This is a genomic window from Mesorhizobium sp. URHB0026 (assembly GCF_054059755.1).
In genome coordinates this window covers 3,026,451-3,051,116 of record NZ_JBSSCN010000001.1, presented here as the reverse complement: position 1 = coordinate 3,051,116, position 24,666 = coordinate 3,026,451, and the positions used below count along the sequence as shown (strand labels likewise).

22 protein-coding genes and 1 pseudogene are annotated in these 24,666 nt (G+C 64.1%); 7 read left to right on the top strand and 16 right to left on the bottom strand.

All coding sequences use genetic code 11. The features are described 5' to 3' along the window. Nucleotides 1–60: 60 nt before the first annotated feature. Nucleotides 61–1,020: a serine hydrolase domain-containing protein gene (locus ACVWWD_RS15005; protein WP_352546585.1), complete on the top strand. Its 960-nt coding sequence runs from the start codon at nt 61–63 to the stop codon at nt 1,018–1,020. Further along, on the top strand, nt 1,020–2,135 hold the full coding sequence (locus ACVWWD_RS15000; protein ID WP_457103629.1) for an anhydro-N-acetylmuramic acid kinase: 1,116 nt from the start codon (nt 1,020–1,022) through the stop codon (nt 2,133–2,135). Before ACVWWD_RS15005 ends, ACVWWD_RS15000 begins: the two co-directional genes overlap by 1 nt. Here the strand turns inward: ACVWWD_RS15000 and ACVWWD_RS14995 are convergent, their stop codons facing one another. Genes ACVWWD_RS14995 through ACVWWD_RS14985 form a run of 3 tightly spaced genes read right to left on the bottom strand, consistent with a single transcriptional unit; the run spans nt 2,136 to nt 5,759 of the window. Next, entirely contained in the window at nt 2,136–2,561 is a 426-nt protein-coding gene (locus ACVWWD_RS14995; RefSeq protein ID WP_352546578.1) for a GNAT family N-acetyltransferase, read from the bottom strand. Between the two features lie 28 nt (nt 2,562–2,589). Beyond that, entirely contained in the window at nt 2,590–3,945 is a 1,356-nt protein-coding gene (locus ACVWWD_RS14990; protein WP_352546579.1) for a sigma-54-dependent transcriptional regulator, read from the bottom strand. After that, complete coding sequence (locus ACVWWD_RS14985; RefSeq protein ID WP_435053973.1) at nt 3,942–5,759, bottom strand: ATP-binding protein; 1,818 nt, start codon at nt 5,757–5,759, stop codon at nt 3,942–3,944. Before ACVWWD_RS14985 ends, ACVWWD_RS14990 begins: the two co-directional genes overlap by 4 nt. A 304-nt stretch (nt 5,760–6,063) precedes the next feature. On the opposite strand from ACVWWD_RS14985, the gene ACVWWD_RS14980 reads away from it, so the two are divergent. Continuing rightward, nucleotides 6,064–7,392, top strand: coding sequence for a dicarboxylate/amino acid:cation symporter (locus ACVWWD_RS14980; RefSeq protein WP_023771131.1), 1,329 nt, complete (start codon nt 6,064–6,066; stop codon nt 7,390–7,392). Nucleotides 7,393–7,544: 152 nt separating this feature from the next. Here the strand turns inward: ACVWWD_RS14980 and ACVWWD_RS14975 are convergent, their stop codons facing one another. From ACVWWD_RS14975 to ACVWWD_RS14920, 12 genes are all read right to left on the bottom strand, one after another. Then, nucleotides 7,545–8,567 carry an ROK family protein gene (locus ACVWWD_RS14975; RefSeq protein WP_023794648.1) on the bottom strand — a complete coding sequence of 341 codons (1,023 nt, stop codon included), beginning with the start codon at nt 8,565–8,567 and terminating at the stop codon, nt 7,545–7,547. After that, entirely contained in the window at nt 8,567–9,289 is a 723-nt protein-coding gene (locus tag ACVWWD_RS14970) for a ribulose-phosphate 3-epimerase (RefSeq protein WP_023794649.1), read from the bottom strand. Before ACVWWD_RS14970 ends, ACVWWD_RS14975 begins: the two co-directional genes overlap by 1 nt. Next, entirely contained in the window at nt 9,286–10,116 is an 831-nt protein-coding gene (locus tag ACVWWD_RS14965) for an alpha/beta fold hydrolase (protein ID WP_457103161.1), read from the bottom strand. The genes ACVWWD_RS14970 and ACVWWD_RS14965 overlap by 4 nt, the downstream gene beginning before the upstream one ends. Further along, nucleotides 10,116–10,934: a sugar phosphate isomerase/epimerase family protein gene (locus ACVWWD_RS14960; protein WP_352552842.1), complete on the bottom strand. Its 819-nt coding sequence runs from the start codon at nt 10,932–10,934 to the stop codon at nt 10,116–10,118. The genes ACVWWD_RS14965 and ACVWWD_RS14960 overlap by 1 nt, the downstream gene beginning before the upstream one ends. Beyond that, the gene (locus ACVWWD_RS14955) at nt 10,934–12,010 is read right to left on the bottom strand and encodes a Gfo/Idh/MocA family protein (protein ID WP_023782287.1); all 1,077 of its coding nucleotides are present in this window, start codon (nt 12,008–12,010) and stop codon (nt 10,934–10,936) included. Before ACVWWD_RS14955 ends, ACVWWD_RS14960 begins: the two co-directional genes overlap by 1 nt. A 4-nt stretch (nt 12,011–12,014) precedes the next feature. Continuing rightward, on the bottom strand, nt 12,015–12,836 hold the full coding sequence (locus ACVWWD_RS14950; protein WP_023794652.1) for a sugar phosphate isomerase/epimerase family protein: 822 nt from the start codon (nt 12,834–12,836) through the stop codon (nt 12,015–12,017). 50 nt (nt 12,837–12,886) lie between these two features. Further along, on the bottom strand, nt 12,887–13,729 hold the full coding sequence (locus ACVWWD_RS14945; RefSeq protein WP_023782289.1) for a carbohydrate ABC transporter permease: 843 nt from the start codon (nt 13,727–13,729) through the stop codon (nt 12,887–12,889). Nucleotides 13,730–13,735: 6 nt separating this feature from the next. Further along, nucleotides 13,736–14,632 (bottom strand): carbohydrate ABC transporter permease, encoded by an 897-nt coding sequence (locus ACVWWD_RS14940; protein WP_023771139.1) that lies wholly within the window; start codon nt 14,630–14,632, stop codon nt 13,736–13,738. A gap of 120 nt (nt 14,633–14,752) precedes the next feature. Further along, the gene (locus ACVWWD_RS14935; protein WP_352552846.1) at nt 14,753–16,000 is read right to left on the bottom strand and encodes an ABC transporter substrate-binding protein; all 1,248 of its coding nucleotides are present in this window, start codon (nt 15,998–16,000) and stop codon (nt 14,753–14,755) included. A 110-nt stretch (nt 16,001–16,110) separates the two neighbouring features. After that, the gene (locus ACVWWD_RS14930) at nt 16,111–17,256 is read right to left on the bottom strand and encodes an ABC transporter ATP-binding protein (RefSeq protein WP_023771141.1); all 1,146 of its coding nucleotides are present in this window, start codon (nt 17,254–17,256) and stop codon (nt 16,111–16,113) included. An 88-nt stretch (nt 17,257–17,344) separates the two neighbouring features. After that, nucleotides 17,345–18,295, bottom strand: a complete 951-nt coding sequence (locus tag ACVWWD_RS14925; RefSeq protein ID WP_023782291.1) for a PfkB family carbohydrate kinase — start codon at nt 18,293–18,295, stop codon at nt 17,345–17,347. Between the two features lie 3 nt (nt 18,296–18,298). Beyond that, complete coding sequence (locus ACVWWD_RS14920; RefSeq protein WP_023771143.1) at nt 18,299–19,099, bottom strand: beta/alpha barrel domain-containing protein; 801 nt, start codon at nt 19,097–19,099, stop codon at nt 18,299–18,301. Nucleotides 19,100–19,261: 162 nt separating this feature from the next. Between ACVWWD_RS14920 and ACVWWD_RS14915 the strand changes: the two genes are divergently transcribed. The 3 genes from ACVWWD_RS14915 (at nt 19,262) to ACVWWD_RS14905 (ending at nt 22,467) form a co-directional block, all read left to right on the top strand. Beyond that, a complete protein-coding gene (locus tag ACVWWD_RS14915; protein ID WP_023771144.1) occupies nt 19,262–20,023 on the top strand; it encodes a DeoR/GlpR family DNA-binding transcription regulator in 762 nt (253 codons plus the stop codon). Nucleotides 20,024–20,287: 264 nt separating this feature from the next. After that, a complete protein-coding gene (locus ACVWWD_RS14910; RefSeq protein WP_352552850.1) occupies nt 20,288–21,436 on the top strand; it encodes a Gfo/Idh/MocA family protein in 1,149 nt (382 codons plus the stop codon). A 77-nt stretch (nt 21,437–21,513) separates the two neighbouring features. Then, nucleotides 21,514–22,467 carry an alpha/beta hydrolase gene (locus tag ACVWWD_RS14905; RefSeq protein ID WP_352552853.1) on the top strand — a complete coding sequence of 318 codons (954 nt, stop codon included), beginning with the start codon at nt 21,514–21,516 and terminating at the stop codon, nt 22,465–22,467. Here the strand turns inward: ACVWWD_RS14905 and ACVWWD_RS14900 are convergent. Then, on the bottom strand, nt 22,455–23,489 hold the full coding sequence (locus ACVWWD_RS14900; RefSeq protein ID WP_023771147.1) for a LacI family DNA-binding transcriptional regulator: 1,035 nt from the start codon (nt 23,487–23,489) through the stop codon (nt 22,455–22,457). The genes ACVWWD_RS14905 and ACVWWD_RS14900 overlap by 13 nt on opposite strands. Nucleotides 23,490–23,748: 259 nt before the next feature. Between ACVWWD_RS14900 and ACVWWD_RS14895 the strand changes: the two are divergent. Beyond that, nucleotides 23,749–24,570, top strand: a pseudogene (locus ACVWWD_RS14895) (sugar kinase); the annotation flags it as partial. Between the last annotated feature and the right edge of the window lie 96 nt (nt 24,571–24,666).

Sequence of the window (24,666 nt, the reverse complement as noted above, 5' to 3'; positions counted from 1 at the left end):
GGGTGGCCGGCATTGAGCGACCTCCCCGAGATTTTCGATAGCGCATTCCAGCCCCTCGCAATGGCAGTAACCGCCAAGCGAATCCCCGGCGGCGTGCTCGGAATTGTCGACAAAAACGGCGAACGTATCATCCGCGCGACCGGCTCAGCGCAGCTCGTGCCGAAGCCGCGCCCGATGCGGGAAAACACCTGGTTCGACCTGGCGTCGCTGACCAAGGTGATCTTTGCCACGCCGCGTATCCTGGCGCTGGCGCAGGACGGTATCATCGATCTCGACGCGCCGCTGATCTCCCTGCTTCCCGACCTTCGCCAGTATGACGCGAACGCATGGGAGCGGAAGGTGACCTTTCGCCAGTGCCTTGGCCACCAGACGCCGTTCCCCGCCGTCGAGCCGATCTACACTTATGGGCGCGACCCCGAACTACTCCGCGCCTTCATCCTGCAGCGGGAATGGCGGGCGCGTGACCCTGTCTATTCCGACATCAATTTCATCCTGCTCGGCTTCGCGATGGAGCGGCTGTCGGGCAAGAGCATCCGCGCCATGGAGCCCGGCCCAGGCTTTGCCTGGTTCGCGGAACCCGATACCGCCGCGGCGACCGAGGACTGCACCTGGCGCCATCGCGTGCTGTCCGGCGAGGTTCACGACGACAATTGCTCGGCGCTGCATGGTGCCGGCCATGCCGGCCTGTTCGGCACGGCTGCTTCGGTGCTCGATTTCGCCCGGGGATTGCTGGACGGAACGGGCGCATCCGAACAATCGATCGCGCTGATGCGCGAGCCCCTGTCGGCCACCCGCACCCATGGCTGGGAGCGCCCTTACGAAGGCTGGTCCGGCGGTGCGGTGTGCAGTCCGGGAACGATCGGCCACACCGGCTTTACCGGCACCGGGCTGTGGATCGACTTCGATCGGGGCAAGGCTTGGACCTTGCTCACCAACCGGATCCATCCGACACGTCATTTCGACAGCGGGATCGTTCAGCTTCGGCAAGCGGTCGGCGACCTAATCAATGGAGCTCAATGATGGAACCTATCTGGGCCGTCGGCCTGATGACCGGCACGGTGCTTGACGGCAACATCGATGTCGCCCTGATCAAGACCGATGGCGAGCGGATAGACCATTTCGGCACTTACCGGCTGATGCCTTATCCCGCGTCGATCCGTTCGCTGCTGGAAGAGACGCTGACAGCGGCGCGAGCCTGGAATTTCACCGGGCCGGAACCCGCGATTTTCCGCAGGGCCGAAGAGGCGCTGACGCGCGCCCAGTCGGCGGCGGTGAAGGAACTCGTGGAAGGTTACGGCATGACGATGGCCGAGATCGGGGTCGTCGGCTTTCACGGCCAGACCGTGCTACATCGCGCGCCGCGGATCGGACGGCTCGGCCAGACCCGGCAGCTCGGCGACGGCGAGCTGATGCATGCCATCCTCGGCACCAAGATCGCCTATGATTTCCGCTCGGCCGACATGCGCGCCGGCGGACAAGGCGCGCCTTTGGCCGCTGCCTATCACACCGCGCTGATGCGCAACGCTGGCGCCGGTGGCGAGGTGGCCGTGCTCAATCTCGGCGGCGTCGCCAACATCACCTGGTGGGACGGCGCCGACAATGTCATCGCCTTCGACACCGGCCCCGCCAATGCGCCGCTCAACGATTTCATCAAGTCGAAAGGGCTGGGCGATATGGACCGCGACGGCGCGCTTGGCCGCGCGGGAAAGGTGGACGAAGCCCGGCTCGCCAAGCTGTTGCAGCATCCCTATCTGACCAAGCCGTACCCAAAGTCACTCGACCGTTTCGACTTCGGCGCGGCCATGGCCGATGGCCTGAGCGCCGAGGATGGCGCGGCCCTGCTCACCGCCTTCACCGCGTCGGCTGTCGGCAAGGCGCTCGACCTTCTGCCAAGCCGGCCGAAGAAGCTGGTGGTCAGCGGGGGCGGCCGCCACAACCCGACGATGATGGCGATGCTCGCCAGCCGCGCCGGCGTCGAGGTGATGCTGGCCGAAAGCCTCGGCTGGAGCGGCGACGCTGTGGAGGCGGAGTGTTTTGCCTTCCTCGCGGTTCGCGTGCTGCGCGGCCTGCCGATCAGTTTCCCGAGCACGACGGGCGCGCCGCAGCCGATGCGTGGCGGAAAGCTGGCTGGCTGATCAGTCGACCAGTTTCTTCCGCAGGAAGATTCGGCTGCGGCCGACAGGGAAATCGGCCAGCGTCCCGAAAGGCTGGTAGCCTTGCCTCTGATAGACCTTGGCGGCATTCGGATTGAATGTATCGATCCAGGCGTTTTGGCAGCCGCGCGCCACGGCTTCGCTTTCGGCCGCGTCGAGCATCCGGCCTGCCATGTGCTGGCCGCGCAGCCTTTCGTCGACCCACAGCCACTGTACGTAGAGCCAACCCCAGGCGGTGTAGCCTGAAATGCCGGCGACGATCGCCCCGATCTCGTCGCGCACGAACACGGCCAGCGCCTTCCTTTCGGACGCGCCGACATCGCCGTCGTTGAACGCCGTCAGCCGTTCACTGAGAAAAGCGAGTTCTTCCGGCAGGGGATCGGCGGTCGTTTCAAATGTCGTGTTCATGGCTTTTCCGGATACTCGCTTGGAAACGTCAAGAGGGACGAAAATCAGATGCGGCGATGCCATAGCGCTTGAGCTTGTCGTAGAACGTCTTGCGCGGCACGCCGAGCGCGTCGATGGCGCCGCGCACGTCGCCGGCATGGTCGCGCAACGCGTCACGGATGAGTTGTGCCTCGTAATGCCCGACCCGCTCCGGCAGTGCGGCTGCAGGCGCTGGCGATCGTGGGGGCGAGGACCTGGTTTCCTCATCGGGACCAAGACCGAGCGCGACGCGATCGGCGAAATGGGCGAGCTCGCGCACATTGCCCGGCCAGTCGTGCGACTGGAGATGATGGCTCACGGCGGCGTTCACCTTGGCGATAGGCCGGCTAAACCGTTCCGCCGCTTTACCGAGGAAATGGCCGAACAGCATCTCGATATCGCCGCGCCGCTCGCGCAGCGGCGGAATGCGCAGCGTCACCACGTTGAGGCGGAAATAGAGATCCTCGCGAAAATCGCCGCGCTGGTCCTGGCGGCCGAGATCGACCTTGGTCGCCGCGACGACCCGGAGATCGAGGCGCCTTGTTTCGTTCGAGCCGAGCGGGGTGAGGCTGCGCGTCTCCAGCACCCGCAACAACTTGACCTGCAGGGCCGGCGGCATGGATTCGATCTCGTCGAGGAACAGCGTGCCGCCGCTGGAATGCTCGATGCTGCCGATCCGCCGTCGCTGCGCCCCGGTAAACGCGCCGGCCTCGTGGCCGAACAGCTCGCTTTCGATGACGGTCTCGGGCAGAGCGCCGCAGTTCAGTGCGACGAACGGCTTTGCACGCCGTCGGCCCCACCGGTGCAGGAGGTCGGCCACCACCTCCTTGCCGGTTCCGGTCTCGCCTTCCACCAGCACGTCGACGTCCATGTCGGCAATCTGGCGCAAGGTCTCGCGCAACCGCCTTATGGCGAGCGCTTCGCCGATCAACGGCATGCCGTCCGCGGCAAGTGCGGCGGCTTCGCGCAGCCGCCGGTTTTCCATCACCAGGCGCCGCTTCTCCGATGCACGCTTCAGCGCCTCCACCAGACGCTCCCCCGCATATGGTTTCGGGATGAAATCATAGACGCCATCCTTGAGCGCGGCGACCGCAAGATCGACATCGCCATGCCCGGTGACCAGGATCACCGGCAAGTCGGGATCAACAGCCTTGACGCGGTCGAAGAGTTGCAGCCCATTCATGCCGGGCATGCGGATGTCGCTGACGACCACACCCTCGAAGTTCCGGTCGACGACACCAAGCGCTGCCTCGGCGTTGTCGAACCCGATCACCGTGAAGCCGGCAAGTTCGAGCAGTTGCGTGGTGGCATGCAGCAGATCCGCATCGTCGTCGACAAGCGCGACCAGCCCTGATCCCTGCGTCATTCGATCCGCCTCAAGTCGATGGTGAAGGATGCACCGCTGGCCGTGCCGGGGTCGAGCCGCAGCGTGCCGCCCAATTCCTGGGCGATCTCCTGCGAGATCACCAGGCCGAGGCCAAGCCCCTTCTCCTTGGTGGTCTGGAACGGCATGAACAGATTGGCGGCCGCGTCCGGGCCGAGGCCGGGACCGTTGTCGCGCACGGAAATCAGCACGCGGTCGCCGCGTTCGGCGAGGTTGATCTCAATGCGGGGATCGGGCCGGTCCTTCATGGCGTCCAGCGCGTTCTGCAACAGGTTCACGAGGATCTGCTCCAGCCGGATGCGGCTGGCCATGACCACGGGCGATGTGGTGCCGCGCGGCTTGACGATGGTGACGCCGGAATCGCGGATGCGGCCGGATAGAAGCGACAGCGCGCCGTCGATCGCCTCGCCTACCGGCAACGGCGAGGCAGCGACGCCAGGTCGTCGCGCAAAGGTGCGCAGCGTGCTGGTGATCGCGCCGATGCGTTCAGTCATCGACACGATCGAGGTCAGATTGCCGTTCGCCGGTTCGGTCCTGCCGGCCTCGAGAAAACGGCCGGCATTCTCGGCATAAGTGCGGATCGCGGCGACCGGCTGGTTGATCTCATGCGCCACGCCGGCGGCGATCTGCCCGAGGATGGAGAGCCGGTTGGCCTGAGCGAGATCGTCGCGCAGCCGGCGGACCTTGGCCTCGGCGTTTTCGCGCTCGGCGATTTCGCCGGCAAGAGCCGTGTTCGAGCGCGTCAACTCGGCGGTCCGCGTGCTGACCCGGCTTTCGAGTTCGGCATTCATGCGCCCCAGCGCCTCCTGGCGCAGCCGGCGTGTGCGCCGGCGCCGGGTGAACACATAGGCAAGCAACCCCATCAGCAGCAGCCCGAGCAGTGTCGTCAGGCGCGCCGTGTTGGCGGCGGCGGCCAAGGTGGTATCGGCGGGCGTCAGCAACCACAGGCGCCAGCCGGGGACGGCACCGGGCAAGTCCTGCACCACTTCGACGAACCGGCGCGATTTTCCGGCTTCGTCTATTGTCGCCAGACCGTCACCGGCGCCACGCCGGATCGGCAGCGGGTCGAAGGCGGCTTCGACCAGTTGAAGCTGGTCATGCGCCGCGGCGGCATCCGCCGCGGAGAGCGGCGCCAGCGCATGGAACCGCCAGTCGGGCTGGCTGGTGGCCAGAACGACGCCGCGCTCGTCGGTGACGAAAACGAGAAAGCCGCTCGCCCGCCAATTGGCTTCGACGCCGCCGAGTTCGACCTTCAGAACCGCGACGCCAAGCGGTTTGCCACCATCGTCGACACGGCCGGCAAGGTAGAGTCCCGGCTTGCCGCTGATCGTGCCGAGGCCATATTGACTGGCTGCGCCCTTGGCCATCGCATCGGTGAAATAGTGGCGAAAATTATAATCGCTGCCGACAAAGCTGTCCGGCTGGCCGGCATTGCTGGCCGATATCGCCATGCCCGCCGTATCGATGACATAGATGGCCGAGGCCGACGCATCGCCGGCTATGGCCTTCAGCTTGGCGTCGAGCGCTGTTTCCTCGACTTTCCCGGCGCGGCGCAGCGCATCACGCACCGCATCGTCGCGCGCCAGCACCAGCGGCACGAGACGTTGCTTTTCGATTTCGCCGGTCAAGGTTCCGGCCGCCAGCGGCAAGGCGGCCAATGCCCCATTGCGCAGGTCATCGGCGGCCTGACCCTCGGCGATGCGCCCGGCGGTGGCAACCGCGCCGGCAAGCACAGCGAGCGCTATTGCCGCAAACAGCCAACGGCGGCGCAGGCGCGCTACCGCTTCGCGCAGCAGGTCGCGGCCTGCAGACCCCGGAGATCCGCTATCGATGCGCTGTCGTGGCGTCGGCTCTCTCCCTTTGCTCCCCGGCTTTGCTCCAGTCTAATGCGAAATTCCGCCCGGGCAAACAAGACCTGTGCGGAAATCCGCACAACTCCCCTTCGCAGGCAAGGCAGAAACGGCTGAACCCAGGGATTCCGTCCTATCCGGCATCTGGCACAGCACTTGCAAAGTTCTTGCAGCGGCGGGCGACCGGAACGCCGCGATGGGAGAAGTCACGCAGGGCGGGTTCCGCCTATCCGGCCAGGGAGAGAGTTCGATGCATATCGCAGACCAATCCGCCGCGCCCGCCGCGCAGCGCAAGCCCCTCTATGCCCAGCTCTACGTGCAGGTGCTGGCGGCGATCACCGTCGGCATCCTGCTCGGCCATTACTATCCATCGATCGGCGAGAGCATGAAGCCGTTGGGCGACGCCTTCATCAAGCTGGTCAAGATGATCATCGCCCCGGTCATCTTCCTGACGGTCGCAACCGGCATCGCCGGCATGAGCGACCTGCAGAAGGTCGGCCGCGTCGCCGGCAAGGCGATGCTCTACTTCCTCACCTTCTCGACGCTGGCGCTGATCATCGGCCTTGTCGTGGCCAATGTCGTGCAGCCGGGCGCCGGCTTCAACATCGACCCGGCGACGCTCGACGCCTCGACCGTGAACACTTACGCTGCCAAGGCACATGACCAGTCGGTCACCGGCTTCCTGATGAACATCATTCCCGGCACGATCGTCGGCGCCTTCGCCGACGGCGACATCCTGCAGGTGCTGTTCTTCTCGGTGCTGTTCGGCATCGCGCTGGCGCTGGTCGGCGACAAGGGCACGCCGGTGCTCAATTTCCTGCAGGCGCTGATGGCGCCGATGTTCAAGCTGGTCAGCGTGCTGATGAAGGCAGCCCCGATCGGTGCGTTCGGTGCGATGGCCTTCACCATCGGCAAATACGGCATCGGCTCGGTCATAAACCTCGCCATGCTGGTCGGAACCTTCTACGCGACCTCGTTCCTGTTCGTGTTCGTCGTGCTCGGTGCCGTCTGCCGCTACAACGGCTTCTCGATCCTGTCCCTGATCCGCTACATCAAGGAAGAGCTGCTGCTGGTGCTGGGCACCTCTTCGTCGGAGGCGGCATTGCCCTCGCTGATGGAGAAAATGGAGAAGGCCGGCGCCAAGCGCTCGGTGGTCGGATTGGTCATCCCGACCGGCTATTCCTTCAATCTCGACGGCACCAACATCTACATGACGCTTGCCGCCCTGTTCATTGCCCAGGCGACGAACATCCATCTGTCGATATCAGACCAGATCCTGCTGCTGCTGGTGGCGATGCTGTCGTCGAAGGGTGCCGCTGGCATCACCGGGGCAGGCTTCATCACCTTGGCCGCCACGCTTTCGGTGGTTCCCTCGGTGCCGGTCGCCGGCATGGCGCTGATCCTCGGCGTCGACCGCTTCATGTCGGAATGCCGGGCGCTGACCAACTTCGTCGGCAATGCGGTGGCGACGCTGGTCGTGGCGCGCTGGGAAGGCGAACTCGACGAAGCCAAGCTGGCGAGAGCGCTGGCTGGGAGCGCCGACGACAGCCTCCCGGCGGACATCGTTCCCGCCGAGTGATCCACGGCTTCATGCCACGGACCATGGCCGCAAGCACGCCGCTTGCGGCCATGGTCATGTGTCATCGCTATCAGGCGGCTTTGCGCAGCGGCGGCAGGGCCTTGCCATCGGCCGCGAAGAGATGGCAGAGACAGGGCCGCGCAAGCTTGAGCTCAGCCCTTGAAGTCCCTCCTCGTGTCCAGACATGTGCTTGGGCCGACAGGCATGGGAGCCGCCAACGTGCCCAAGTCATCGAACAGGACGAGGCTGGCCGCGCCGACCAGCCCGGCATGGCGGCCGAGCTGGGCTTGGACGACCGGCACGTCGCGATAGGCGCGCATGGCGCGCTGGCGGATGGTCGCGCCGATGACGGGCGCCATCAGGTCGAGGCCATTGGCGATGCCGCCGCCAACGACCAGCACGTCGGGCGAATAGAGGTGCAAAAGGTTGGTGAAGCCAAGGCCCAGCCACCGCGCCTCCTCCTCGAGCAGAGCCAGAGCGAGGTCGTCCTGCAGCCGCGCGGCTTCGACCACGTGGCGACCCGTGACCTCGGCGTTGGCCGAGAGGCGGCGCAGCGTCGAACCGTCCAGAGGAGACGTTGCGGCATTGGCGCGGCGGCCGAGCGCGGTTCCCGAAGCGATGGCCTCGAAGCAGCCGACGACGCCGCACACGCAGCGCTCGCCTTCATTGGTGATGGTCATGTGGCCGATCTCGGCGGCAAGGCCGCGGCGGCCGTGCAGGATGCGTCCGTCGGCAACCACACCGCCGCCGATCCCGGTCGAGACGGTGACGAAGACCAGGGAACGCACACCGTGTCCGGCGCCGAAGCGCCATTCGCCGAGCGCTGCCGCATTGGCGTCGTTCTCCAGCCGCACCGGCAGGCCGAGCCGCCGCCCGAGGATGTCGGCCAGCGGCACATCGTGCCAGCCGGCCAGCGTCGGCGGTCCGACGGCGATGCCGGCCAGCGGATCGAGCGGCCCCGGCGCGCCGATGCCGACGCCGAGGATCGACAGCCCCGGCGCTTCGGCATGAACGGTCGCGGCCAGCGCCTCGATCTGGCCGATCACCACTTCGGGGCCGGCCTGCGCCTGCGTCGGCACAGCAGCGAAGGCCAGGATCTTGCCGTCACGGTCGACCAGGGCGGCACGAAGCTCGGTGCCGCCAAGATCAATCGCGAGGGCGACTTCAATGCTCATCAGGCCGCGACCTTCAAACCATGCAGCCAGCCGATGCGGCCGGCGAGATCCTTGTCGCCGAAAGCGAGCGAACCGAGCACCACGGTCTCGGCGCCGGCGGCGCGCAGCAACGGCACGGTTTCCTGGCGGATGCCGCCATCGGCGGCGAGCACCACGGCCGACTCGCGACTGGCGTTCCTCAGGACGGCGCGGGCTTCGCCCAGCCTGTCACAGGCCTTCTCCGACAGGCCTTGGCCCTTGACGCCGATCGCGGTTCCAAGAAGCGTGACGAACGCCACTTCTTGGACGAAGGGCTTCACCGCCTCTACCGGGGTCTCCAGCCTCAGCACGACGCCGGCCTCGGCGCCGAGTTCATGCGCCAGCCGCACCGCGCGCAGACCCGCTTCGCCGTTCTCGGCATGGACGCTGACCATGTCGGCGCCGGCCTCGATGAACTGGCGCGTCTGTTCTTCGACGATTGCTTGGTCGACCATCAGATGGACGTGGATCGGCCTGGCCGTCAGCTTGGCGATACGGGCGACGAGATCGGGGAAGAACAGGAAGGACGGCGCGAAATGGCCGTCCGCGACGTCGATGTGGTGCATATCGACATAGGGTTCGATGCGCTGCAAGTCGCTCTCGAAATTGGCGAGATTGGCCGACCACGATGAGAATTCGGCGATCAGACGGTCGCGCGGCAATGCGGCGATGGCGGCCGGGCCTGACAAAGGTTTCGAGATCATGATTGGTCCTGGTTGTTGAAATTTCTATCGAGAAAGCCGCCGATGGCAGCGCGGATTTCGGTGAAATGGCGATCCTTGTCGACGGCTTTCGGCGTCACCTCGGCGAAGACGGCGCCGGGGATGGTCTCAGCCAGTTCGCGGGCGGTCGCCAAGGGATGGATGAGGTCGATGCCGCTGCCGATGACGAGCGTCGGGATTGCGAGGCCGGTCGCCGTGGCCCGCGTCACGCTAGGCCCATCATTTGCGATCGCTTGCATCACCTCGGCAAAAACGGTCGCGTTGTCACGCGCGAAGAAGCCGAGCAACGAGGCGAGATTGTCCGGCGCCTCGCTGCGAAAGCGGGTTGCAGTCGCGGAGGAAGCGAAGGCGTCGCGCGCCTCGTCCAGCGGCAGCCGGCTGATGAGTTCCGCCACTTCGACGTAAGGGCGCATGTTTCGCGGCGCCGCACCGAAGGTCCAGGCCGGGCGCACCAGCACAAGACCTGTGACGCGATCCGGGTGGTGGGCCGCCAGGTGCAGTGCAATGGCGGCGCCCATCGAGATACCGCCGGCGACGAAGCGCTCCATTCCAGCCGCAGCGGCGGCGGCCAGCACGTCGTCGGCGAACATCGCGATCGAGAAGGGACGCTTGCCGCCGGCGCTCGAACCGCCCTGCGCGCGGCATTCAATGGTCAGCCGGCGGCGCGACGGACTGTCGGGAAAGTTCAGCGCCACCTGCGCGGCATCGCCGCCGAGACCATGCTGGAAGACGATGGGAAGCCCCTGCCCTGCGTCGAAGACGTGGAGCGCAGCGTCGTCGCGCAGCATGATCGTCGGCGCGGCACGCATCAGAGCAGCCCTCGCAGGAAGATAGCGACGCCAGGGGCTTCGTCGGCGGGCAAGCCGTGCGTGACCAGCGCGCCATCGAAACCCACCCCCTTCAGCCGCGCGACGAAATCCGGGAAGTCGACGACGCCCTGGCCTGATGTGGCGAAGCGGCCGTCGGCAAAACGATCCTTGGCGTGCGCCATGGCGATGTGGCCAGCGGCCACATCGATCGCGGCGGCGACGATGGCTCTCGCTTCATCGGGCTTTGCATGCTCGAACAGGTTGGCGGGGTCGAGCACGATCTTCAGATGCTTCGAACCCATCTCGGCGATCAGCCGGGTCGCATCCATGGCCGAGGTCACGACGTTGGCCTGCTCGGGCTCGATGCCGAGATCGACGCCGGCCTCCTCGGCCAGCGCCAGTGCCTTGGCCATTTCGACGGCCATGTCGGACCAGGCGGACGGATCAGAATTGTCGGGATGGTATGCCCATTGGTCGGCTGCGTTGCGCGAGCCGGTGCAGAGCGTCACCAGTGGGATGTCGAGTGTGGCCGCAGTGTCGATGACCACCGCCAGGCGCCTCAGCCCGTCGTCGCGCGCAGCCTTGTCGGGATGCGCCATGTTGTAGGTGCCCGACAACGCGGCCAGCGAAATGCCTGACGATCGCGCGGCGGCACCAATGGCGGCGACGGCATTCGCCGGCACCGCATCCGGCATCGACGGCAGGCCGGCGCAGGCGAGATTGAACTGCGTCGTCTCATAGCCGGCCTGCTTCACGGCAGCCAGCACGGCGGCCGGGTCGGTACCCGCAAATGTCTTGGCGAAGATGCCGAGGCGCATCAGACCGCACCCGAAACCGAGGCAAGCTCGATCCGCTCGCCAGTCTCGACAGAGCGCGCAATCGCCACCATGGCGCGGATCGACGCGACGCCGTCCCCGACATTGGCGCCGCGCATCGGCGAGCCGGTGAGCACGGTATCGGCAAGGCCCTCGAGCTGGCGGCGGAAGAAGTGGCCGTCGGCGCCAAGCGGTTTTCGCGAGGTCGCGTCCTTCTCATGGAAGATGTCGACCTCGCTGGCGCGGAAGTACCAGGGATTGAAGGTCTTGGCGATGACGGAACCGTTCTCGCCGTAGAGCTGAAACCCTTCGTGCCAGTCCATGCGCACGGCGACGGTGAGGTCGAGATGGCCAAGCGCGCCGCTGGCGAATTCGGTTTCAACGAACCAGCAATAGGCGCCGAAGCGCTCGTTGAGGCGGGCGCGCACGGCAACGATGTCGCCACAGAGGAAGCGGGCGGTGTCAACCAGATGCGATCCGTGCGCCAGCATGAAATATTGCCTGAGATCAGCCTTGGGATTCCCGCCGGGCTTTTTCGCGAGCTTACTGGTGACGGGCAGCGGCTGCACGGCATCGGTGTTGGTGTAGCGGTGGGTGGAATCGCAATACCAGGCCTTCAGTGCCAGAACCTCGCCCATCTCGTCGCGGACGAAGTCGCGGGCGGCCTCCAGCGCCGGATCGAAGCGCTTCATGTGGCCGACCTGCAGCACCTTGCCGGAGCGTTTCACCGCCTCGGCCAGCGCTTCGCCTTCCTCGACCGAGGTACCGATCGGCTTTTCGCAGAGAACATGCTTGCCGGCATCGAGCGCCTTGATCGACATCGGCACGTGATAGGCATCCGACGTGGCGACGATGACTGCTTCGAGCTCGGGATCGGCGAGCATGGCATCATAGTCGGCATACATCTTCCGAGGTTCATAGGAGGCGCCCATGCGGGCGAGCAAATCGGGTGCCGCATCGCAAATGGCGTAGAGGTCGGCATTGCCGGCCTTGACGCAGGATTCCAGATGCGCGAACTGGGCGATCGGGCCGCAGCCGAGCACACCGACCCTGAGGCGTCTGTCCTGTTTCTTGATCATCGTCTCAGGCCCCGTAGCCGCGCATGGTCTGGCGGTTGGTCTTGACCGCGCCGGCCGGATCGGCGGCGGCCGTGTCGGATTCTTCTTCCAGCACCAGCCAGCCGTTGAAGTTCGGCGCGGTGCTGGCGATTTCGATGACCGCGGGCGTGTCGCAGACGCCTTGGCCCAGCATCGCCCAGGTGCCGTTGGCGTCGACGTCCTTGAGGTGGATGTAGCGGATGCGGTCACGGTAGGTGGTGAGCGTGTCGGCCATGTCCCTGTGGCCGCGCAGGATGTGGCCGGTGTCCGGCACCCAGCCGACCAGACCGGGATCGAGCAAGGCGAACATCGCGTCATAGTCGGCACGGTCGAACAGCAGCGTGTTGTGGTGCGAACTCGGATGCACCGCCACCTGGACACCCGCCTTGCGGCCGATCTCGCCGGCCTTGTTGTAGACCTCCGCGGCGATGGCGAACTTGCCGTCGCGCGGCCCGTCGGAGACGACGGTGGCCGAGCCCATCGACACCAGTGCGCCCGGAAAGGCGGCGGCGAAATCGATCCAGCGCCTGGCGGTTTCGAGATCGGTGCCGATCCCGTCCTTGAGCGTGAAGCCGCTCCTGGAGCCGAAGGCGAACGATACGAGCGCCAGACCGGACGACTTCAGCGCGGCGGCGAACTCGATGGGTTTGCCGCCATAGTGGCCGATCATGGTGTCGGTGATCTCGATGCCGGCATAGCCGCCATCGCCGATCGCCTTCAACAGGTCGTCGGGGCCGCCGGTGAACCGGTCTCCGAGCATTTCCCAGGTGAAGGTCTGGCAGCCGACTTTGAGGTCTTTCACGTTCATCCTTTCATTCCTTGATACCGATCTGTTCCATCAGTTGTCCGTGCGACATCCTACTTGACCGAACCCGCGGTCATGCCGGCGAGGAAGTACCTCTGGGCAACGAGGTAGATGAGCAACAAGGGTAGCGAGCCGAGCACGCTCATTGCCATCATCTGGTTCCATTCGAAGGCGTGCTGCCCCATCAGCAGCTGGATGCCGATCGGCACGGTGCGCATGGACGTCGACTTGGTCAGCGTCAGCGCAAAAAGAAATTCGTTCCAGCACAACAGGAATGTGTAGACCGATGTCGCCACGATACCAGGCAGTGAGATCGGGACGATGACCCGCCAAAGCGCTGTCCAACTGGTGCCGCCATCGACAGCCACCGCTTCATCGAGATCGCGGGGCAAGGTGTTCAGATATCCCGTCATCAGCAGGATCGCGTAGGGCAGCGTAAACACCAGGTAAGTCAGGATCAATGCGACATAGGTGTCGAAGATACCGTATGAGACGACAAGCCCGAAGAAGGGGATCAGCAGCGTGATCGGCGGTATCGTCTGCGTGCTGATGATGAGCGTGTTCAGGCTGCCCTTGCCACGGAAATTGAAGCGGCTGAACCCATAGGCGGCCAGCAAGGCGATCAGCACCGTGAGCACGGTCACCGCTCCCGCGACGAAGTAGCTGTTGAAGAAGAAGCGCAGCTTTACCGGGTCGCCAAGGATGGCCGCGTAGGCTTCCAGGGTGAAGGCCTTCGGCAGGATGGTTGGCGGCAAAGCGAAGATTTCGGTATTCGACTTGAATGAGCTGCTGAGCATCCAATAGATCGGGAAGGCCGCGAAGAACAGCCCTGCCGCAAGAGCAATATGCAGCGCGACGGTGATCAGCTTGTCTTTGCCGGTGTTTCGTCTTCTCATGGCGTCCTACCTAGCCCGCTGATAGCGAATATAGAACAGCGTCAGGCCCAGAGAGATCAACAGGATGACCACGGCACTCGCCGACGCTTGAGACAGGTTGTAGCTCGAAAACGCCAGCTTGTAGGTGTAGGTGCTGAGCACCTCGGTCGAGTAGATCGGACCACCGCCCGTCGTTATCCAGATCAACGGGAAGACCTGCATGGTCCAGATGAAGTCGAGCAGCGAGATGCTGATGATGATCGGCATCAGCTGCGGAATGGTGATGAAGATCAGCTTCTGGTAGGCCTTCGCCCCGTCGATATCGGCGGCCTCGTAGAAATCCTTGGGAATGCCCTGCAAGCCTGCGAGCAGGCTGACCATGAAAAGCGGATAGCCCGCCCAGATATTGGCGAAAGTGACGGCGTGCAGCGCGGTCTGCGGCGAGGAAAACCACTCGACCTTGGAACCAATGAAGCCCAACTGCATGAGAATGCTGTTCACGACACCATTCGGCTCGAGCAGCAGGCGCCAGATCACCGCGATGATCACCGCCGTGAACAGCCAGGGCAGAATGTAGAGCACGCGCAAGACATTGCGCAACGTCGGATTGATGCGGTCGCTGTTCAGCATGAGCGCGAAGACCATGCCGATGGTCATGTGGAAAACGACACTCATGCAGGTGAAGTAGAGCGTGTGCCACAGCGAGGCCCAAAACACAGGATCGTCGAAGATCGCCTGGTAGTGTTTCAGTCCGGCAAAGGATGGGTCACGACGCAGCACCGCGCTGTTCTGGAACGAGTAGGCAATCACCGTCGCCATGGGCAACAGCATCAGAAGGCCGATTATGAGCAGCGAGGGCGACAGGTAGAGATAGGGCGCCACAGCTCGTTTGAGCTTGTGATGGGAGCGCTTCCGCTGGGTCATGGTGCCAACCTCGCGACAAGAGAAATGAGCTTCAAATACCATTCAGAGTCGTCATTTGCCGGCTGGCCCGCCTAATGGCAGGCCAACCGATAAATGGGCCGCAAGAGCGGAGGACGACGATCAGAATTTCGCCATCCAGCCCTTTTGCGCGGCAGCGGCCGCTTCTTCCGGCGTTTGCTCGCCGGCAAGCATCTTTTGGGCCTGCACGTCGAACTGGGTCATCAGGTCTTCAGCCACCGGCAGGCCGGTGAACTCGTTGGCGAGGTAGCCGGTCTTGAAGATCTCGAAAGCCTTGCCGAAAGCCTTGTCTGATGTCACGAAGTCGGGTTTGGCGTTGACGTTGCCCGGGAAGGCGTTGGCAAGCGAAACGAGCTTGGCGTTGACCTTTTCGCTCATCAAATACTGGACGAGTTTCCAGGCCTCCTCCTGATGTTTCGAGGCCGCCGAGATGCCGATACCCCAGGAGGCATAGGGAAGGCCGCGCTTTCCGGTATAGTTCTCCACAACCGGGACCGGGATTAGGTCGAAGTTCAGCTTGGGATTACGCTTGCGGATGAGGTTCACATGGGCGAGCGAGTCGATCATCATCCCGACGCGGTCGTTGACGAATTCCTCGACCTTTTCCTGTTCGGTCTTGGTGGCAATGCCGGGCGAGATGGTGCCGGCGTCGTTGAGCGATTTGACGAAGGTGAGCATATCCACCACCGGTTTGCCCTCGAGGTCGGGCTTGCCGTTCGCCATCATCGATTGGCCCGAAGCCCAGACCCACGACATCATGTCGTTCTGGACACCGGACGGCGTTTGCAGCGACAGAGGCAGCACCCAGCCATACTGGTTCTTGTCGGCGTGCGTCATCTTCTTGGCGGCTTCGAGAAATTCCGCGCGCGTCGACGGCAGCTTGGTCAAGCCTGCCTGGGCGGCGAGGTCCAAATTCACGAAGACCGGATAGACGAACGAAGCGACCGGGAACATCACCGCCTTGCCGTCCACCTTGATGATATCCGCGACCTGGGCTTTGTCGAACTTGCTCGCATCCATCAGCGGGTTCATGTCGGCCAGCGCACCCTGCGCATTCAGATTGTTCACCCAGGCGCCGTCAAGACCGACGACGTCGCTCAGCGTTCCGGTTGCGGCACCAACCGAGATCTGGTCTCGCGTCGTCGCATAGGGGCCGCTGACCAGTGTCACCTTGATGCCGGGGTTTGCGGCCTCGAAGTCATTCATGATTGCCCTGAGCGAGCCGGCCGGCAGTTCGGGCTCCCACCATTGGGTGAATTCCAGCGTCGTGTCGGCCATGGCGCCGGTCGCACCAAGCAACCATGCGGCCGCGGCCATCTTCAGCATCGCGGGTTTTATACGAAACATCATTTTCTCCTCCTTCTCTGGGATCGACCGCACAATGCTGCCGATCGTCTGGTTATTCAGAAGTCTTCTTACGCAGGCGCCTCGCCCTCGCCTGCGGGCCTTGCCGGGGTTCTTCAGATCGCCAGATGCGTCTCGGGATCGAAGAAATGGAACTTGGCATCATCCACGGCCAACCGGATTTCCGAGCCTGAGCGGACGGCGCTGATTGGCTCGAACCTCGCCACCGCGTTCGATGCCAGGCCAAAATCGTCCACCGCGTCCGGATCGCCGGAGTCCACCCGGACCGCGTCGATGTTCAGGTGGACAATCTGTTCGGAGCCGAGTTCCTCGATCGAGGTCACCTTTGCCGGTATCGTCTGATACTTGCGCCCGGAGTCGAGGCTGCTGTCATAGAGATCCTCCGGCCGGATCCCGAACACGACCTTGCGCCCGGCATAAGACCGCAAGCCCGGCCTGCGCACGAAGGCTGCCTCCTGCAGCCGGATGGCGAAGGCGGCGGACGTCAGTTCGTCGCCCTTCAGCGTCGCCTCGAAAAGGTTCATCGAAGGAGAGCCGATGAAGCCGGCAACGAAGGCGTTCACCGGTGATTCATAGAGCCTCTTGGGTGTGTCGACCTGCTGCAGCACACCGCCTTTCAACACCGCGACCCTGTCCCCCATCGTCATCGCTTCGATTTGGTCGTGGGTCACATATATGGTCGTGACGCCGAGCTGCTTTTGCAGGCTGGTGATTTCGGCGCGCATTTGAACACGCAGCTTCGCGTCCAGATTGGAAAGCGGCTCGTCCATGAGAAAGGCCGCCGGCTCGCGCACCATGGCACGGCCCATGGCAACCCTTTGACGCTGTCCGCCTGAAAGGTTCGCGGGTTTGCTGTCCAGCAGCGACGTTAGCTGAAGGGTTTTGGCGATCTCGTCGACGCGCTTCTTGCGCTCGGCCTTCGGCTTGCCTGCCAGCCGCATCGAAAAGGCGATGTTTTCAAATACCGTCATATGCGGGTAGAGCGCGTAGCTCTGGAAGACCATCGCGATGTCGCGGTCCTTTGGCGGCATATCGACGACGTCGACGCCGCCGATCCGCAGGCTGCCGCTGGTGATGTCCTCCAATCCCGCGATCATTCGCAACGCGGTGGATTTGCCGCAGCCCGACGGCCCGACGAGAATCAAGAACTCGCCGTCCTCGACCGCCAGGTTCAATTGATCAATCGCTCGAAAATTGTTCCCGTAGGTCTTGCAGATATTCTCAAGAACGACTTCTGCCATCTTCCTCCCTCCACAAGTCCAAGCCACTGATTTTTGATTATTCGTGGCCATTTTTTGCCTGCGAAACGTCTCCTCGGACCTTTCCAGCCTATGTTCCGGTCTCGAGCCGCGCATATTTCAGCCCGACCGCCGACGGAGCGTTCGCCGATGCCAATAATTCCGTGACCTGGGCGTCGGTCGGAAGCGCCTCGCGCCCGCCACGACCCGTTATCGACAGCGCCGCCGCCGCGGCCGCGAACGCGACCCGGCCCGCGGTGTCGGCTCCGCGCGCCAGTGCATGCGCATAGGCGCCATGAAAGCAGTCGCCGGCGCCGGTCGAATCGACGACGGCAACCCGGTGCGGAGGCAAGTGCCAAAGCCCTGCCTCGTCGCGTCCGCGGTAGTAGACGCCCCTGCCGCCATCCGTCAGAACCACGGCGGACCGCGACGGCAACCACAATGCATCGAGCATCTCGGCCGGCGATCTGCAGCCCGTAGCGGTCTGTGCAAAGCCCAGGGGAAGAATGAGATGGTCGCAGAGCGCGATCAGCCTCTCGGTGGCCGGGCCGCCGCTCCATTCGATATCACCGAGGATCGCAAGGCCGAGATCGCGAGCCCGTGCCACGACATCCAGCGACCGGATCGCGTAACTATCGATGATCAGGACTGTCGCGCGGCTGAGGACCTCGTCCGGAAAGTCCGGAGCGGTGCCCAGCATCGCTTCGTCGTCATAGGCGATGAACCGCTCGCCATCCGAGCCGACGGTGATCCGCGAGCGCACCGGGCGGGCGTGCGGGTGGCGCGGCGCGAATGCAGTTTCAACGCCGCTCGCTACGAGATCGCACAGCACGGCATCGTCCGCGGCACTGCCCAGCCATCCGACGAACCCGGCGGTGCCGCCGAGCCGCGCGACGGCGGCAAGGGCCGTCGCGACATTTCCGCCGAAAGCCCGGGCGCTTTGCAGAACCTTCCCCTTGCCCGCCGACAACGGCTGATCGACATAGACGATGTCGTCGATCGCAATAGCTCCGAAGCCGAGGATTGAAGGGACGGCGGGCATCGTTCAGGCACCCGCCCTTGCCAGGGCGTCTTGCGCCGAAAGGCCGTCATGGATGACGCCCCGAAAGGCAATCGCTGCCTTCTCCGGATCGCCATGCCCCCAGAGATTGCGGCCCACCACGGCACCGCGCGCACCGGCACGGATGGCGTCCGCCGTCTGCTGGAGGGCGCCGAGCAGCGTATCTGTCTTCGGGCCACCCGCGATCACAACCGGCACCGGGCAGGTCCGAACGGTCTCTCGGAACGATTCGAAATCGCCCGTGTAACCGATCTTGATCACGTCGACGCCGGACTCGTAGCCGATGCGCGCCGCATAGGCGATCTCGTCGGGGGTGAAGACGATTTTTGCCCCGTCGGTGAAATCGCGAGGGTAGATATGCGCGACTACCGGCATGCCGTAGCGGGCCGCTGCGTTCACCGAATCGGTCAGCCAGCGTATGTATTTGCCCTCGGTCGCGCCGCGTACCGGAATGGCCACGGCCAAGGCATCGGCGCCGGCGCGCACGGCATCCTCGGGCGTTGCGATCAGCTCACTGATGCGATCGTCCGGGGTGAAGCAGCCGGCCTGGATCACCAGGCAGGCCTTGCCCGCGTATTGCGGCCATAGATGGCGCGCTGTGCCAGGCTGGATGCTGACATAGTCGGGTTTGCCCACCATGACGCGAGCGAGGGCGCCCGGCAGATCGGCAAGACCTCCTTTGCGCACGTCGCCATAGCCGACAAAGTGGTCGACCGCGCCGCCGAAAAGATTGCCCGATGGATGCGAGAAGAGGCGCGCAAGGCGCACCTGGGTTCCGAGGCTCATGAGTGCAAAATTCTCCAGTCGATTGATTTCCAAATGCTGGATCCAGTTTTTTCGAAAGAAAGAATAAATGCAATCTTTCGAAGTCTTTCGAATTCGCGTATTTTCGGTAGAGTGAGCCGAGGCCAGGGCGGTTGCTTGGCAGATGGAGGCAAGGACAAGGCAATGTTGTCAGAGCAGAGACGCCAATCGATCCTGAGTGAGGTGCAACGCAGCGGACAGGTTCGCATCAAGGACCTGTCAGACGATTTTGGCGTGTCGGAAGTCACGGTGCGCTCCGACCTCGAGATACTGGACCGCAAGGGACTGCTGACCAAGACCCGTGGAGGGGCGGTGACCCGGACCACGGATTCGACCACGGCCGCGTTCGCCCGCCGGATGCAAACCAACCTCGATGCGAAGAAACGCATCGCCCGGGCAGCGGTAGAGCTGTTCCAGGACAACCAGTCGGTCATCTTCGACGGCGGCTCGACATTGATGCAGGTTGCCATGCAGTTACCGCCGCTCAACAACGTCGTGGTCGCGGCCACGGCGATGAATATCGTTCAGCATCTGATGCATCGGCCTGGGCTCGACGTTCACATGATCGGTGGCCGGGTCTATCCAGACACGGTGAGCACGCTGATTACCGATGCCGACACGGCTCTCGGCGGCTTGGTAGCGCATCAGGTCTTTGTCGGAGCGCATGCGATCGACTCGTCACTGGATGTGGTCGACGTGAACGAAGACATGGCGCGAACGAAGCGAATCCTGGTGCGCATGGCCCGGCGCGTCGTCCTCCTGGCGGATTCGAGCAAATTTGGCGTCAGCGGGACCTCCAAGGCCTTTTCGCTGTCGGGCGTCGATGTGGTGATCACTGACGATGGCCTGCCCGGTACAATACGCAGCGAGCTTGATAGGATCGGGGCCACGGTGATCTATGCCTGAACCCGTCGCGGTAGCTGGGCGCCCTCGAAATATCCGACTCGCGGATGACCCACCGGCTTTGGCGCCCGCGATCGGCCGTTTTTCATGTCCGTCATTTTCTCCTCCCAAGGCCAGCAGCCTCCCGATGCCCCGGCAGCATTTACGCATGTTCCATAAAAATTTTACGCGCGTCAATATTTAAAATGTTGTATAGCCATTTCGAGCGCGATCCGGCACCGTCGCGAGAGATCAGGCAGATGATCGCATTGGGAGGTAAGACGGAAAATGCAGGCAAAATCAGAAGCCAAACTGGGCATCGGTGTCATCGGATGCGGCAACATCTCGATGACCTACCTGCGCAATGCCGCGCTTTTCGGCGGCATCGAATTGCGCGCCTGCGCCGATATTTCAGCCGAGATGGCGGCGCTGCGGGCCAAGGAATACGGCATCCGGCCCCTTGGCGTCGATGCGCTGCTGGCCGATCCACAGATCGACCTCGTCCTCAACCTGACCATTCCGGCGGCGCATTTCGACATTTCATTCTCCGCCCTTTCGGCGGGAAAGCATGTCTTCACTGAAAAACCGCTCGCAACCTCGGCCAGCGATGGCCGCCGTCTGGTGGCGGAGGCGGCCAAACGCGGCCTGCTGCTCGGCTCGGCTCCGGACACTTTCCTTGGCGCAGCCGGCCGCAAAGCGCGCCGCCTGATGGATGAGGGCGCCATCGGCAGCCCTGTCACCGGCACCGCCTTCATGATGGGGCGCGGCATGGAACACTGGCATCCCAATCCGCAATTCTACTACCAGCCGGGCGGCGGCCCGGTGTTCGACATGGGTCCCTACTATCTGACGATGCTGGTCAACCTGCTCGGCCCGGTCGCGCGCGTCATGGCGATGGCGACGAGGGGCCAGGAGGAACGGCTGATATCGGCCGAAGGGCCGTTCAAGAACACCACGTTCAAGGTCGGCACGCCGACCAATGTGCTGTCGCTGCTCGAGTTCCGTTCCGGCGCGACCGTCACTTTCGGCGCGTCATGGGATGTCTTCAGGCATTCCAACCATCCGATCGAACTGCACGGTACGGAAGGCTCGCTGCGGTTGCCCGACCCGGATACGTTCGGCGGCACGGTGTCGCTGTCGGAACGCGGCGCCGACTGGAAGGATTTCGCCAGCGAAGGCGAACTCTACGGCGCCCGCAACTGGCCTTACGCGGCGCCCGACCGCGCCAACTACCGCATGCTCGGCGTCGCCGACCTGGTGCGTTCGCTACGGACAGGCGCGACGCCCCGCGCTTCCGGCAATCTGGCGCTGCATGTGCTGGAGATCATGGAAGCGATCCTGCATTCGGGCGAGACGAAAAGTTCGGTCGCCATAACAGGTGACGTCGTCCAGCCGGCCCTGCTCGGCGAAGACGAAGCGCGCGGCCTGCTCGCCTAAGCGTTCCATGTTTTCACGCAATTCCGGACGGAAAACCGCTGCACACTTTTCCTGGAATTGCTTTGACGGAGATAACGATGACGCTCGACCCAGATGCGCTGCGTGCCCTGGAAATCGGCCGTGCCGCCGGCGGCGAACCCTTCGAGAACGGCAGTGTCGCGGCGGCGCGGGCCACGTACAACGCTTCGTTCCCGACGCTGCAGGGCGAGCACGAGCCAGTCGCGGCAACCGAGCGGCGGCAGATCGACGGGCCGAACGGCCCGGTGACGATCCGCATCCATCGCGGTATCGGCACGCTGCGGACCGGGGCGCGCGCGGTGCTCTATCTGCACGGTGGCGGCTGGGTGATCGGCAATCTCTCCTCGCATGACGAGATCTGCCGCTGGCTGGCCAATCTCGGCAACGCCGTCGTCATCTGCCCGGACTACAGGCTGGCGCCGGAGCACAAGTTTCCCGCCGGGCTAGACGATTGCGCGACAGCGCTGCGCTTCACGGCTGCTGGAGGACTCGGAATCGACCCGACCCGCATTGCCGTCGCCGGCGACAGTGCCGGCGGCAACGTTGCCGCCGTGCTGGCATTGCTTGCCCGCGACAGGCTGGCGCCGCCGCTCGCCGCCCAGATCCTGATCTATCCCAACACCGATGCCCGCCAGACGGCGGACAGCTACCGGCGTTTCGGCGACGGCTTCGGACTCACCGCCGCCACCATGGCCTGGTTCCGCGATCATTATGTGCGAACGCCCGAGGATATCGCGGACTGGCGCGTATCGCCGCTGCTGGCCTCCAGCCTCGCCGGTGCACCGCCGGCCTTCGTCGTGATCGCCGGCCACGACATCCTTGCCGACGAAGGCACGGCCTATGCCGAGCGCCTGCGCGCCGACGGAGTGCCGCTGGTGTTGCGACACTGGCCGGGTCAGATCCACGGCTTCGTCTCGATGGGCCGCCACATCCTGGCCGCGCGGCAAACGGCAAGCGAGGCGGCGGCCTGGCTCCGCCTGCAGACGCCGGAGCCGACCACTCAGGCCGACTGACGCATCACAAGGGTCGCGCCAAGCTTGACGTTGCGCGCCAGATCATGGCCGGGTGGATCGGCCTCGTCCAGCAACGCCAGCAGGATCTCGACGCTGCGGCCGGCCATGGCGGCGAAGTCCTGTGCCATGGTGGTCAGCGCGGGACAGGTGTAGCGGCTCAGCGGATGATCGTCGTGGGCGGCGACCCGAAAATCGCAATCGGCACGGCGGCCGATCTTCAGCCCGCGCGAAAAGGCGGCCGCCATCACACCGAAGGCGAGACGGTCATTGGCGCAGAGCAGCGTGCGGGCCGGCAGACCGCCTTTCTCGAGCGTCCTGTCCATCCATTCGTGGCCGATGCGCTCGAAGTCCCAGCTATAGTCGCCCGCCGCCTTGAGAACGGTGGGCTCCAGGCCCGCGGCCTGCATCGTGTCGATATAGCTCTGCAGGCGTTCGCCCGAATTGTGATTGACGTGCGGGATGTCGACATAGACAGGCGGTTCGCCGGACCGGCAGAGATAATCGACGATGGTCGAGGTGCTCTGGTGGTTGTCATTGCCGACGAATGGTGTGTCGCCTTCGATATAGGTGTCGAAATAGACGATCGGGATGTCCTCGCTCATTCGTTCGAAGACGCCGGGTTCGGAGACTAAGCCCAAGGGCGCGACGATAGCGCCGGCTACTTTCAGCGACATCAGCGTCCTGACCGATTCCGCCTCCAGCTTCGGCGAACCGTGCGAGGAGATGACGATCGGCCAAAACCCTTCGTCGCGACAGCGCCGTTCGATGCGGCTGACCATCTCGGCGTAGAAGGGATCGGTGATCGCCGGTACGACGATGCCGACATTACGGGTGCGCTTGCGGTTGAGGTTCCGGGCAAAAACATTCGGCTGATAGTCGGACGAACTAAGCGCCGCCTCGATGCGCGCCCGTGTCGCCGGCTTCACGCTGGCCGGATCGTCGAAATACTTCGACAGGGTCGGTCGCGAAACGCCGGACGCCCTGGCGAAATCATCCATCGTCCGGTGGGTCTTTTCCGCCATCTATGTTTCAGGCCCCCTTATCCTCGATGCCAGCCTTAACGCTCTGGCCAGAATCAGTCTTGCGATCGTCGCGGTGAGGCAGCATTGCTTGAGCGAACTTATTCAGTCAAATTTTCATGTTTCCAGTACAACGCAGAAGCATTGCGCACGTCAAATTATTTATTGACGCTCCGAAAACGACAATTTAGGTTTTGAACATGCACGGGCAAAGAAAGTTCTGGCCAAAGGGGAGGCCGTCCGTCCGGCAGATGGTGAGGACATGAAGAAACTGGTTTGTGCCGGCGAGATCCTGGTCGAGATCATGGCCGAGCGGATCGGCCAGAGTTTTCGCGCTCCCGGCCCGCTGGTCGGCCCGTTTCCGTCAGGCGCTCCCGCCATATTCATCGATCAGGCGGCGCGGCTCGGCCAGCCGGCGGGGCTGATCGCGGCAGTGGGCGACGACGATTTCGGCAATCTGAACATCGAGCGCCTGCGTGCCGACGGCGCCGACATCTCGGCCATCACCGTCCATCAGGGCGCCGCGACCGGAACCGCCTTCGTCACCTATGAGAGCGATGGCAGCCGACACTTCGTCTACAACATCAAGCAGAGTGCCGCCGGCCTGATCGAGATGGGCGCGGAGGCGCGCGTGCTGCTGGCCGGCGCCGACCATTTTCACGTCATGGGTACATCGCTGTTCTCGCCCGAGGTGATCGAAATTGCCCGCAACGGCATCGAAGCCGTCAAAACGCGCGGCGGCACCGTCTCTTTCGACCCCAACATCCGCAAGGAGATGCTCGATCTACCGGGCATGCGCGACGCCTTGCACTTCGTGTTGTCAAAGACCGACGTGTTCCTGCCGAGCGGGGCGGAACTCTTCACCTTCGCCGAGGCAACCGACGAGGAAAGCGCGGTACGCGAAATGCTGGACCGCGGCATCTCCACTATCGTCGTCAAGAAGGGCGCGCAGGGCGCCGTTCACTACGACCAGTCGGGGCGCACGGCTTTACCCGGCTTCGTCGTCGAGGAAATCGATCCGACCGGCGCCGGAGACTGCTTTGCCGCAGCCTTCGTCTCCTTCTGGCTGCGTGGAGAGGCGCCGGAGAAGGCGCTGCGAATAGCCAATGGCTGCGGCGCGCTGGCGGTGACGAAGAAGGGACCAATGGGAAGGCATCGCCTCGCTCGCCACCGTCGAGGC